Annotated in this window: 12 protein-coding genes and 1 other annotated feature; of the genes, 7 read left to right on the top strand and 5 right to left on the bottom strand. The window is 50.3% G+C overall.

Features of this window, described 5'->3' with window-relative positions:
• The first annotated feature begins 32 nt into the window (after positions 1 to 32).
• From ACYVUU_RS10625 to ACYVUU_RS10600, 6 genes are all read left to right on the top strand, one after another.
• The gene (locus tag ACYVUU_RS10625) at positions 33 to 443 is read left to right on the top strand and encodes a hypothetical protein (RefSeq protein ID WP_484500863.1); all 411 of its coding nucleotides are present in this window, start codon (positions 33 to 35) and stop codon (positions 441 to 443) included.
• A 47-nt stretch (positions 444 to 490) separates the two neighbouring features.
• Positions 491 to 1,726 carry a GHKL domain-containing protein gene (locus ACYVUU_RS10620; RefSeq protein ID WP_484499359.1) on the top strand — a complete coding sequence of 412 codons (1,236 nt, stop codon included), beginning with the start codon at positions 491 to 493 and terminating at the stop codon, positions 1,724 to 1,726.
• Between the two features lie 12 nt (positions 1,727 to 1,738).
• The gene (locus ACYVUU_RS10615) at positions 1,739 to 2,491 is read left to right on the top strand and encodes a LytR/AlgR family response regulator transcription factor (RefSeq protein WP_484500862.1); all 753 of its coding nucleotides are present in this window, start codon (positions 1,739 to 1,741) and stop codon (positions 2,489 to 2,491) included.
• A 114-nt stretch (positions 2,492 to 2,605) separates the two neighbouring features.
• Positions 2,606 to 3,037 carry a hypothetical protein gene (locus tag ACYVUU_RS10610; RefSeq protein WP_439775198.1) on the top strand — a complete coding sequence of 144 codons (432 nt, stop codon included), beginning with the start codon at positions 2,606 to 2,608 and terminating at the stop codon, positions 3,035 to 3,037.
• Between the two features lie 127 nt (positions 3,038 to 3,164).
• Positions 3,165 to 3,908: an MFS transporter gene (locus ACYVUU_RS10605; protein ID WP_439775197.1), complete on the top strand. Its 744-nt coding sequence runs from the start codon at positions 3,165 to 3,167 to the stop codon at positions 3,906 to 3,908.
• Entirely contained in the window at positions 3,874 to 4,383 is a 510-nt protein-coding gene (locus tag ACYVUU_RS10600) for a hypothetical protein (RefSeq protein ID WP_484500861.1), read from the top strand. Before ACYVUU_RS10605 ends, ACYVUU_RS10600 begins: the two co-directional genes overlap by 35 nt.
• A 45-nt stretch (positions 4,384 to 4,428) precedes the next feature.
• Here the strand turns inward: ACYVUU_RS10600 and ACYVUU_RS10595 are convergent, their stop codons facing one another.
• Positions 4,429 to 5,523, bottom strand: a complete 1,095-nt coding sequence (locus tag ACYVUU_RS10595) for a BMP family lipoprotein (protein ID WP_300617656.1) — start codon at positions 5,521 to 5,523, stop codon at positions 4,429 to 4,431.
• Positions 5,524 to 5,728: 205 nt separating this feature from the next.
• A complete protein-coding gene (locus ACYVUU_RS10590) occupies positions 5,729 to 6,829 on the bottom strand; it encodes a YdcF family protein (protein ID WP_484500860.1) in 1,101 nt (366 codons plus the stop codon).
• 92 nt (positions 6,830 to 6,921) lie between these two features.
• On the opposite strand from ACYVUU_RS10590, the gene ACYVUU_RS10585 reads away from it, so the two are divergent.
• Positions 6,922 to 7,578: a CPBP family intramembrane glutamic endopeptidase gene (locus ACYVUU_RS10585; RefSeq protein WP_484500859.1), complete on the top strand. Its 657-nt coding sequence runs from the start codon at positions 6,922 to 6,924 to the stop codon at positions 7,576 to 7,578.
• A 90-nt stretch (positions 7,579 to 7,668) separates the two neighbouring features.
• Here ACYVUU_RS10585 and ACYVUU_RS10580 read toward each other — a convergent pair whose 3' ends face one another.
• The 3 genes from ACYVUU_RS10580 to cbpB form a co-directional block, all read right to left on the bottom strand.
• Positions 7,669 to 8,823, bottom strand: a complete 1,155-nt coding sequence (locus tag ACYVUU_RS10580; protein ID WP_439775192.1) for a cation:proton antiporter — start codon at positions 8,821 to 8,823, stop codon at positions 7,669 to 7,671.
• 53 nt (positions 8,824 to 8,876) lie between these two features.
• Positions 8,877 to 8,925, bottom strand: a sequence feature (sodium ion sensor (DUF1646 type); this cis-regulatory element may regulate processes involved in with the transportation of sodium ions).
• 59 nt (positions 8,926 to 8,984) lie between these two features.
• Positions 8,985 to 10,799 carry a heavy metal translocating P-type ATPase gene (locus ACYVUU_RS10575; protein WP_439775191.1) on the bottom strand — a complete coding sequence of 605 codons (1,815 nt, stop codon included), beginning with the start codon at positions 10,797 to 10,799 and terminating at the stop codon, positions 8,985 to 8,987.
• 132 nt (positions 10,800 to 10,931) lie between these two features.
• The gene (gene cbpB / locus ACYVUU_RS10570; RefSeq protein ID WP_439775190.1) at positions 10,932 to 11,429 is read right to left on the bottom strand and encodes a cyclic-di-AMP-binding protein CbpB; all 498 of its coding nucleotides are present in this window, start codon (positions 11,427 to 11,429) and stop codon (positions 10,932 to 10,934) included.
• Positions 11,430 to 11,973: the final 544 nt, after the last annotated feature.

Below are 11,973 nucleotides of genomic sequence, written 5' to 3'. Positions count from 1 at the left end.
TTTCTGCCATAATGGTAACAATGGGGGTAAAAATGGAAACTGAAAAATTACTTGCTGCTTTGAAAGCAGATCATATTTCTAATGTACTAGATCAAGTGGCTGATTACAATTTTGCCGGCTACCTGAACAAGCTGATCGAAGACAAGGGGGTCAAGAAGAGTGAGCTCTTCAATGAGGCCATGATCGAACGCAGCTATGGCTATCAAATTTTGAAGGGGCGGCGCCTGCCATCAAGGAATAAGGTTTTGTCCCTGGCCCTCAGCTTGAAATTGTCTCTGGCTGAAACCAACCGACTGCTGTCTTTGAGCGATAATGGTGCGCTTTATGCCAACGTAAAACGGGACGCGGTCTTGATCTACTGTTTGGTTAGGGGGATGTCGGTGATCGATACTGACCAGCAGCTGGCAAATTACGGCTACCAGAGCTTGAACGAAGAAGAATAATAGAGTAGGATGGCGGATATTAGTTGTTGGAGGAGGAAAGGGTGAAAATGGAAGAGCTGGTATTGATTGCTTTAGCAGCTGTTTCAGCTTTGTTTGAGCTGACAAGTTTGGCTAGATTAATGCATGTGAGTTGGAAAATAGAAGACCTGCTGACGGCCGCGGGCTTGGGTGTCTTGACTTTTGAATTTATTCTGGCGAAAGAGGCAGACCAGCAGGTCGCCTTGTATCTGGCAAACATTGTTTTGCTGCTGTCGGCTTTTTACTTTTACCATCGGCAAAACTGGCAAATGCTTCTGTTTTATGGCTTGAGCGTGGCTTTGGGGAACCTGCTGCTTTTACAAGCGTTTCTCAAAGCTGGAAGGAGCTCTTTGCTGCTTATTCTGGCTTACGCGGTTTTGGCATTAGCGGCAGAAGGCTGGCGGCGGCTGAATGAAAAAAGGCATAAGCAGCCGGATTATCTGCTGAAAATATATCTGCTGTCTAGTCTTTTAGCTTGGGATTTCAGCTTGTGGCTGTTTGGCTGGTCAGAGGCCAGCCTTTTGATCTTGCTGCTTTTGCAGGGCTGCTTGACCCTGCTGGTGTTATTGGCCAATCAGCGGGACTATGAACGGCAGCTGGCTGACCAGGAAAGAGAGAACTTGCGCAGCTATCTGCAGAGTGTCAGAAAGAGCGAGGAAGAATTGCGGCGCTTTAAGCATGACTATCAAAACATGCTGCGCAGCTTGGAGCTTTCTTTAAAGAATGACCAGGCTTCAGCTGCCTTGGACAGCTTGAAAAAGTACTCTGATGACATTTTGGAAAGAGAAGAACTGTGGCAGTTCAAGGACGTTGACCGGATTGCTGACCTGCAGCTGCAGAGCTTGGTGATTGCCAAGCTGCAGGAACTCCGCCGCCAGCAAATCCGCTATGTTTTCGAAGCTCGGCAGATGATCGAAGTCCCAGCTGGAATTGACGTATATGACTTGATCAGAATCGTTGGGATTGCTTTTGACAATGCCATTGAGGAAAGCATTTTATACAAAGCTGGTGGACAGGTTCCTGTTGTTGAGATCATGTTTTACCGGGATCAGGAAAATTCTCTGGAATTTACCATAAAGAACAAGCTGCGTGACCAGCAAAAGGAAGATTTACCGGTTTTCAGCCAGGCAAACTTTACCAGCAAGCGGGGACACGCGGGTTTGGGGCTGAGCAATGTGCAGGAGCTGCAGAAGAAATACGCGAATTTGTTTGTTGAGTATCGAATTGAAGGAGACAAGTTCATTTTCGCGCTGACTATCGCGTGATTAGGGGGAAAGATGACTGAAATTCTGGTATGTGATGACGACCTGTTACAGGCTCGGTCTTTGGCAAAGACGGTCAAGCTGGCGGGAGAATTTTTAGCGGAGGATTACGGACAAAGCGTTTCTGTTTCAGCAATGGGATCTCCGCAAGAAGCTTTGGCTTACGCTGCTGACCGGCAGCTTCAGCGGGGAATCTATTTCTTGGATATTGAATTTGCCAAGTCAGAAATGGACGGCTTGGACTTGGCTGAAGCGCTCTTGCGTCTTGACCCACAGGGACAGATTGTTTTTGTAACCACGCATTCGGAGCTGGCCTTGCAGACTTTTCAGCGAAGAATCGGTACGCTGGACTATATCGTAAAAAATGCTGATTTGGATAGTCTGCAGGAGAGGGTTGTGGCAACTTTGCGCCTGGCACTGGAGAGGCTTACAAGGCTGAATTTGGTCAAAAAGCAGACTTTTACCTATAAAGTCGGCCGGCAGCTTAGAAATGTCAACACTGATGACGTCTACTACGTCGCGACGACGCCATTTCCACATAAGCTGCAGCTAGTCGCGAAAAATCTGCGGGCGGAGTTTGTCGGCAACCTTAAGCAGCTTGACCAGGAATGTGATTTTTTGCTGAAAATCTCCCAATCTTGCTTGATCAATCCTAAAAATATAGCTGAGGTAGACCTGCGCGCCAGGACTATCACTTTATTTGACGGGGAGAAGCTGAAATACGCGCGGAGCTGTGGCCGCCAGCTGCGGGAGCTGAAGCAGAATTGACCGATTATGACGGTTAAATGACTGGATTTGAATTTCTTGCCCCTCTTTTTTGCGCTGAAACTATAATTCTGATTAGGCCGAAAGGATAGTTCGGATGTAAAAGGGAGGAAAGAAATGAATAGCTTGTTTTGGGTAAATTTGTTGATCGGCTGCGGGATGCTGCTGAGCGGCTTTAAGCAGTTGCCGGTGACTTTTAGCTGGCGGAAATTGGCGGTGATTTTTCTGGCAAGCGGGAGTCTACTCCTGGTTGAAGGGATGCTGGTCAGAAAAGAGTTCGAAACGGCGCTGGTACTTTTTGTGATCGCGGCTCTCTATTTGCTGCTGGGCCTTGCCGGCTTGGTCATGATATTTGTTAAAAAGGACCGGCAAGCTTTCACCAGCGAAGATTGGCGCGATTTCGCGGCCGTCTTGATCATCAGCGCCTTGCTGGCCTTCTACTTTTTGCGGGATGCTGCTTTTGACTTATCCAGCATGCTGTTGCCAGAAGCAATGTTTCTCGCTGGCCTGCTCCTGGTCTCTTGGGCTGTTAAAGCCGGGAAAAATTAATAGATGGAAAAGTGCTGAGCCTCTGCCCAGCACTTTTTATATCCGTTTTATAAAAAAGATACCATTTGCACGAAAAAGGAGTATACTTTCAGTAAAGAATGAAAAGTTAAAGCAAGGTGAGTGAACAATGAAAAAAGAAATTCCAACCCTGCCCTTCAATTCCTCGCAAGGAATGATCATGCTGGCCGCCAGCATCTATAGCGTAGCCCTGTCCTTCATAGTCCAGGAGTATGTTTCCAGCCCCGCGGTCAACAGCTTGGTCAACAACATCAGCGTTGCCGTAAGCGTGGCCTTTGCCCTGGCTATCGGCAGCTTCGTTGACCAGCATGGTGCCTGGCGGATCCTTTTTTTCACCACCTTGCTTTCTGGAATAGCCTGCCTGCTTCCGCCGCTGATTTTTGACCTGGACAAGGCGGCCTTCATCGGCGTCTTGATTGTCGTCGACATTGTCATTTCCGTTATCAGCGAGTTCGACAACGCCGCCAGAACCGTCTATATCGTCCGCAAGGAGAACCGGGAGGCCATTCCTTTGGTGCAGCAGGGGATCAGCTCGCTGAACTCTATCGCCTCAATTGTCGGTTATCTGCTGGTTTTCGTGACCCTCAGCTTCGTGGCTTTGCCCAACTATCTCTACCTCTGCGCCGCCCTTTACCTGCTGGCCCTTTTAATCTGGCTGCGGGTGCCGGCTGACCAGGTTGTGGCTGATGCCCAACCCTCCTTCAGCTTTTCCATCTTGGCCCGCGACATCCGGGAATCAGTCAGCATCGTCTTTAAAAAAAGGCATTGCCTTGATCTTTGCCGCCGAAGTCCTTTTTACCTGCCGGAACCAACTGGTCATGAGCCTGGTAATTTTAAAAATCGGCCGCTATGATCCCAAGTTCAAGTCAATCCTGGTGATTGGCCTGGGCATCATCTTAGCCGTGGCTGTCGGTGCTGGCCTCAACCGGGCCGTGGTCAGCCTGCCTGCTGGCCACAAAAAGCTCTCTGTCCTTGCCTTGATCGTCCTTTCTGCAGGGGCAACCTACCTAAGCGGCGGGGCAGGCCGCCAGCTGTCTCCCTTTGTTTTCGGCCTCCTGCTTGGCAGCATTTTTGGTACCGACATCCCCGTCTACACCTACCTGGAAACCAGCCGGATCATGAAAACTCCCGCCGCCTACCAGGGACGGAGCACGGCCTTGCTCCGCTTCGTGGGCATCTTTTTGACCTTGATCATGGCCCTGGCCCTTAGCTTCTTTGAAGGCCGGGTAAAGAGCAGCGTGGCCCTCTACTTCTCAGCTGGCGCCATCATCCTCCTCGTCACCTTCTGCCTGGTATTGCTCCAGTCCAGCCGCGAAAAAAACGCCTAATACGCAAAAAATCTCTGAGCTGCTCGCTCAGAGATTTTTATTTGCTTACTTGCTTGGGTGGCTTGGTACAGAAACCTTGCCGGCCAGAATCTGGCTGCGGGCAGTTTGTGCCTGCTTCCAAACTGAGTCAGCCACGTAGCCCCGGGTCAGGTAGACACCGTTGTGCTTCAAGCCGTAAACCAGCTGTTTGCCACCTGGGAACTTGCCCTTGGCTGCCTTGGTGGCGATGTCCTTGACTGCCACGTTGACCCCAGTCATCACGCTGGTCAGGCAGAGGTTGGACTTCTTGCCGTCCTTGGACTTGTACTTGCCCAGGCTGGACTGGTCAGAGTCGACCCCGATGACCCAGACCTTCTTGCTGGAGTTGGCAGCCAGGCCTTCGTTGACTGACTTGGCTTCACTGAACAAGCCTTGGCCGGCTGAACCTGAAGCGTGGAAGATCACGTCCGCCTTCTTGGCAAACATAGCCTTGGCAATTGACTTTTCCTTGTCAGCAGCCGTAAATGAGCCGACGTATTGGTTCAAAACCGTGATCTTCTTGCCCATCTTCTTGGCCGTGTCTTGCACGCCCTTGGCAAAACCAGCATCAAACAAGTCGACGATGTCCCCGTGAACCCCGCCAATGAAGCCAACCACGTTGGTCTTGGTGGTCCGGGCCGCAACTACCCCGGCCATGTAGGAAGCATCCTGGGACTTGAAGTTGGCGGAAGCCACGTTCTTTTGCCCCTTGATCACGTCGTCGATAATGACGAAGTTCTTGTCAGTGTGCTTCTTGGCTGCTGAAGCAATCGCGCCCTTAAGTGAGTAGCCAACGCCAAAAATAGTCTTGTAGCCGGCCGCAACCGCCTGGTTGATGTTTGGCGTAAAGTCAGAAGCTGAACTTGATTCAAAGTATTGGTAGCCGTTGGTACCACGCTTTAAGCCTTGGGACTTGCCGTAAGCCACCATCCCTTCCCAGCCGGACTGGTTGAAGGAGTGGTCGTCAACCCCGGCAATGTCAGTGATCAAGGCCACGCTGGCTGAGCTCTTCTTGTTGGAGCCGCCGCCGTTTTGCTTGGCCCCTGAGCAGGCTGTCAAAGCAATCCCCGCTGCCAAAACAGTACCAGTGGCCAAAACTTGCTTGAATTTGATTTTCTTCACGATAAAATCCCCCTTAAATTTAACACGATTACGATCTTATCAATATTTGGTAGTTGTGTCAAAAGGGTACCCACTAGATAAAGTGTTGATTTGACGGGATTCCTGTTTTTGCCAAAATGCCCTCAAGATATATGGCTCTAAGCTGGAAGGGCATACTAGAAAAAATAAAAAATTACCTGGATTTTCCCAGGTAATTTTTAAAAAGTTAAAAAACGTTTAGCAGTTTGCAAATTGCCAAGGCAATGTAGCCGGCCACGATTAGGGCCATCACGGTAAAGTGGCGGAGCCGGTTCATGACGAACATCCCGGCAAATTCCCGCAAAACCGCGTTGGGCAGGTAGTAAGGGCGGGTGTAAGAGCCAATCCCGTTGGCGTCCAGCCCCGCCTGCTTGGCAAAAATTGCTGCCCGGAAGACGTGGTAGTTGCTGGTAAAGAAGCAGGCCTTGAAATTGTCATTGCCATAGTCGTTGTAGGCCACGATCTGGGAGAATTCCATGTTCTGCTCAGTATTTCTGGACTGGTCTTCCAGCAGGATCAGTTCCTTTGGGACTCCCCGCTTGATAGCGTAAGCGGCCATGGCTGCCGCTTCAGAGATTTTTTCATTCGGACCCTGGCCGCCGGACATGATGAACTTGGGCAAGGGCTGGCCCTTTTCCTGCTGGTGGTAGGCAAACTGGATGGCCCGGTTGATTCTGGCCGCCTGGATGTTGGAAATCTGGTCCCCATGGATCAGGCCCGCTCCCAAAACGATCAGGTAGTTCTGGTGGTAGCGGCGGGGAACGATCTGGTAGAGCAGGAGGTTGACCAGGAAGTTGTACATGACGGCTGCCAGGTAGACCGCGACCGTCGGGAAAATGTCCAGGATGAGGCGTAGGCCGGTCGGCGTGCTGCGGGTGAAGTGGCCGATGAAAATGAAGATCCAGAGGCCCAGCATGGCTACCGCCAGGATCAAGGTCAGCAGGTTGGGCAGGGTGTGGCTCTCATGCTTCAAGACCACGTAGGAGTTCCATAAAAGCAGGATCCAGGAGAAGGAGACGATGACGGCCACGGTGATTGCCAGGATCGCCAGGACCCAGAGGTAGACCTTGCGGAAGCTGGGCAGATTGGTGGCATAGACCAGGAAGGTGAACCAGGCCCCCAGCGAAGCGATGAAAAAGGTGAAAAAGACCCCGTTGATCAGGCGGCGCGGGTCGCTCAGCCAGGAGAAAATAAAGGTTACCGCGGCGATCGCCACCAAAATGGTGAAGTAGCTGAAAGCCCGGTTCTGGCTGAACAGAAAGAGCAGGGTATTTAATCTAGATGGCATTTTTTAGGTCCTCGTCCATATCATTTAGAAAATTGGTCAAACTTTATTATAATAGAGGATAAGAATTTTTTTGAGACAACAAGGTGACAAACGTGAAAAAAATTGGGCATTATCTCTTTTACCTGATCGAAATCGCAATCGTGTTCGCGCTGTACACGACCCTGCAGGAGTTTTACTTCTACCCGGACATCTTTGGCTTCGGATCGGCTGAGGCCTTTATTCTGGCCCTCTCGACCGTCCTGGTCTTCTGGTTCAGCTTCTGGCTCTATAAGGGGCAGCTGGATGACAAGAACGAATGGGGCTTCAGCCAGGACTTCCACTGGGATTGGCGGAAGCTGGCCACCTCAGTCGGGGGCTTCTTCTTGATGCAGCTGCTTTACATCCTCTTGATGAACCTGATCGGCGGCGGGGTCTCCGTCAACCAGCAGAACCTGGATGACCTCCAGCAGACGGCGGGCCCGACCTACAATATCATGGTGGTCCTGGTTGCCCCGGTTATGGAGGAAATCATCTTCAGAGGGATGTTCTTCAACCTCCTCTTCAACCATGCCGGCAAGGTTGCCAAGTGGGCTGGGATCCTGGTTTCCGGTTTCTTCTTTGCCTTTGCCCACAATCCCTTCTGGTCACCATATCTCCTGGTTTACTGGATGATGGGGTCAGTCTTGGCCTGGGTCTACATGACCACCAAGGACCTGCGCTACTCCATGGCCACCCACATCATGTGGAACATGCTCAGCTTGTTTGGCTAGGCAAAAAGAGAAAAGATAACTATAAAGATAAAGAGAAAACTATCTATATACATAAAAAGCAACGAAGCAAAGCTTCGCTGCTTTTTAGTTTTACGCTTCTTCTTTTTTGATGTAGTGGTTGAGCATGATTGGGGAGATAACCGTCGTCAAAATGATGACCAGAATCAAGCTGGAGTAGATGTCCTTTGGAAAAAGGTGGTGGGCAATCCCGATCTGAGCCACGATCAAGGCTACTTCCCCCCGGGAGACCATCCCAGCCCCGACGATGCTGCCTTCCAGGGGCTTAAGGCCAAAGGCTTCTGAAGAGTACTTGCCGGCCCAGTACTTGGACAGAACGCCCAGAATGGTCATAACTACGATGAAGAGGAAGTCCTTGCCGATGGAGGCAAAAGTCATCGACAGGCCAATGTTGACGAAGAAGGTTGGAATGAAGACTGAGTAGCCGATTGCGGAAACTGAGGAGTTGACTTCAGCTTCCTGCTTGGTCTGCCGGATGGCCAGGCCGCCGAAGAAGGCCCCGACTACGGCGCTCAAGCCGACTAATTCAGCAATGTAGGCCATGCCCAAAGACAGAATCAAAGAGGCGATGACCACGGAGTAGTTGACGTTGATTTTTTCCGCCAGCTGCATAAACTTCGGCGCGATGAACTTGTAGACCAGCCAGACGAAGACAAAGTAGAGGGCTTCAAAAAGCAGGTTCAAGAAGAAGTTGTCGGTCAAACCCGACTTGCCGCCTTCATGGCTGAAGGTGGTGAAGAGGCTGAGGACGATCACCGCCAGGATGTCATCGACCACCGCTGCCCCCAAAATCGCCGTTCCGGCCTTGGTCTGGAGTTTCCCGGTGTCACGCAGGACTTCTACTGAAATGGAGACGCTGGTGGCCGCGAAGACGATCCCGATGAAGAGGGCTTCCAGGAACTGCATCCCGAAGAGCATGGAGGCTCCGCCAATGAAAAGGATAGGGAGGATAACCCCGACCGTGGCCACCGTGAAGCTGATCTTAAAGTACTTCTTCAAGAGGTCCAGGTCGCTTTCCATCCCGGCTAAAAACATCAGCATGATGACCCCGATGTCGGAAAAAAGCGACATCGTTTCATTAGGGTGGATCCAGCCCAAAAGAGCCGGTCCCAGCAGGATCCCCGATAAGAGCTGCCCAATGACCGGGGGCCAGTTGAAGCGGGCAAAGACTTGCCCCAGCAGGGTCGTCATCAGCAAGACCAGTATCAGTTGTCCAATAAATTCCATATTGACCTCCGTTTCAAAAAAGGGCTGGCAAGCAAAAAAACTCCCAAGAAAAAGCTTCTTGACCCAAAGAAGCAAATTCTTGAAAGTTTTGAAACTCCAACCTCTGAAAGTGTTATGTTAACTAATAATACTTTAGCAAGAAATTGGAAAAAAGACAAATTTTACAAACCGGTCTGTTTTGGATTCTTCGGTTCGGTCTTGGCCAAAAGGGCTAAGCAGATGGCGATCATGTCGACCACTTCCTGCAAAACAGCGCCCCAGAAGGCTGGGATAAGACCCGTGAAGGCCACCAATTCCAAAAGGATAACGACTACGATGGCAGTGATGACGTCGACTTCGGCCACTTTCATGGTGTGCTTGGAAATGGCCACGGCATCATTGATCTTGCTCAAATCGTTGACCATGATGACCGCGTCGGCGCTTTCGCTGGCCGCGGTGGCACCCTTGGCCCCCATGGCAATGCCGACATCAGCAGCCGTCAAGCTTGGCGCGTCATTGATCCCGTCCCCGGTCATGACGACTGGGCGGTTTTCAGGCGCCACGTTCTTGATGGCTTCAATCTTTTGTGCTGGCAAAAGGCTGGCCCGGACATCATCGACGCCGGCCACGTCAGCAATCGCTTGGGCCACGTCCTTGTTGTCCCCGGTCAGCATCATGATGTGCTTTGCGCCTTGCTTGCGCAGGCGGGCCAAAGTTTGCGGAGTTTCTGGCCGCAACTGGTCCTTGAAGGTGATGCAGCCGGCGTACTTGCCGTCAACAGAAACGTAGACAGCAGTAGTCTTGGCCTTGTTTACGTTAGCGTCTGGCGCCACGTAGGAAAGCTTGCCGACCATGACGGTCTTGCCGTCAACGGTCCCGCTGACCCCGTTACCGGTTGATTCCTGCAGGTTGCTTACGGCTTGGATCATGGACTTGTCAGTCCCTTGAACCAGGGAGTTGGCGATAATGTGGCCGGACTGCTGTTCCAGGCTGGCCGCGTAGCTTTGGATGGTTTCCTTGTCAAAGCCATTTTCCGGCAGAACGTCTTGGATGACCAATTGGTTCTGGGTCAAAGTACCAGTCTTATCGAAGGCAAAAGTCTTGGCCTTGGCAAGTTGTTCCAAGGTTGGACCGGACTTGACGATGATGTGGTGCTTGGACATGGAGCTCATCCCCGCTACCAGAGCAACTGGAGCGGCGATCAAGAGCGGACATGGGGAAGCAACGACCATGACTTCCGCGAAACGGGTGAAGTCGCCGGCCGCAACCCAGGCAATGATCCCGATAGCTAAGGAAATGATGGTAAACGGCACGGCGTAGCGGTCGGCCATCTTGACGAACTTGGCCGGCTGGGCGGCGGAGGACTTAACCAGTTGTACGATAGACTGGTATTCAGAGTCCTTGGCCAGTTTCTTGACTTCCATGGTTACGGCAGTTTCACCATTAAGTGAACCGGACATCAGGTCATCGCCGACCGTTTTGTCAACTGGCACTGATTCACCAGTTAAGGATGACTGGTCAAAAGCAGAGCTGCCTTCGATGATAGTCCCATCAACTGGCACCTGCTGGCCTGGCTTGATCAAAACATGGTCGCCGATCTGCAGGTCGTCAACCTTGACTTCAACCACCTTGCCGTCAACCAATTTGCCAGCTACCCGCGGGTTCTTGTCCAAAAGGGCCCGCAGTTCACGGTCGGCTTGGCCGGTCGCGTAGTCTTCCAGGCTTTCGCCACCAGTAGACATGACCAGGATCATCCATTCAGCCCAGTAGTCCCGGGTAATCATCATGGAAATGACCGCGATCAGGGCCAGGACGTCGATGCCCCAGTGTCCTTCTTTCAAGTCATTAAACATTTCCTTGGCTAAGGAGAAGCTGACGTATGCACCAGCAATGTCGAACAGAACTTCCGCGATTCCTGGAATGTGCAGGACATTGTCAGTGATCAGCCCAATCGCCCCGAGAACCAGGACGACAATGAATTTCCATTGGCGTTTCATGATTTATTCCTCCCATTAAAAGTAAGGAGTGTGAACACACACACTTTTTTATCTTAAAAGACAATATATCTTATTAGATATATTTTAACACAAATTGGATGTCTTACACTGGAAATGCTTATGATTGTATTGTTAATTTTCTGCTTCAAGCTTGAGGACCTGCTTTTTGTCAATCGTGACATAGTGGTCGTCAAAAGTATGGGCCAGGTAGTTGAAGGCCTTAAACCATTCCCGCCGGGTGATCATCCCTTGAAAGACTCCCTGGTCGTCGACGACAGGGAGGAAGTTGTTGTCAACCAGCAGGTGAAGCTGGGTCTCCATGTCTTTTTCCGTAAAGTTGACGGAAACGAAGTCGGTTTCCATGACGTCCTTGACCTTGTACTTGTTTAAGGCCTTGACAGAAATGCCATCCAGGTCCAGCATCTTGTCGGTGATCATGGCCAGGCTCAAAAGGCCGGTGATCTGGCCTTTCTTGTTCAAGACGGGAATTTTGGCGTACTTGACCTTGGTTAAGATCAAGAAGGCATGGTAAAGGGGATTGTCTTCTTCAACGATGGCAATCTTGCTGGCCGGAATCAAAAAGGAACCGGACTTTTCCGCGATAACGCGTTGAATAGCTGCTGAAATCATCAACCTAATTCCTTATATTTTTTCTATGCTAAAAAACGTTTTGACATAATTTAAGTATAAGACTATTTGGGAAAAGAAAAAAGAAAAAGGCCTGCTCGCGCAGGCCTAATTGGTTTTCATCTACTTTGGAGGAGTAAGAATGAATGAAATAAAAAAGTGGGAGTATTTGTAACGAGTTCTACCAGCTCGTTACATTGTTTATCATACAGGGTAATTCTCAATAAAGGGTTTGGAATTCCTTAACAAAGAGTAAAGAATTGCTTGCGGATCTATAAAGAACGAAAAAGGCCTGTCAAGGCAACAAAAAAGCTCACGCAACGCACGTGAGCCGAAAGGGATAGATATGAATCGACTATGGAGTCAGTCGATATTTTTCATTTACTTTGGAGGAGTATGAATGAAAAACAAAAAGTTGAGTGTAGTAACAAGCTCTCGCTTGTTACAGCTATTATATTATACTGGAAATGTGAACAAAGTATGACGTTTGGCAAAAAAGTTCAAAAAAAGCCAAAAAAATTGCTTCGCCCCTGGCCAGGCTTGTTAA

This window comes from Lactobacillus sp. WILCCON 0058 (genome assembly GCF_057198005.1).
The sequence above is the reverse complement of the archived record's forward strand: the minus strand, read 5'-3'. Positions and strand labels throughout refer to the sequence as shown.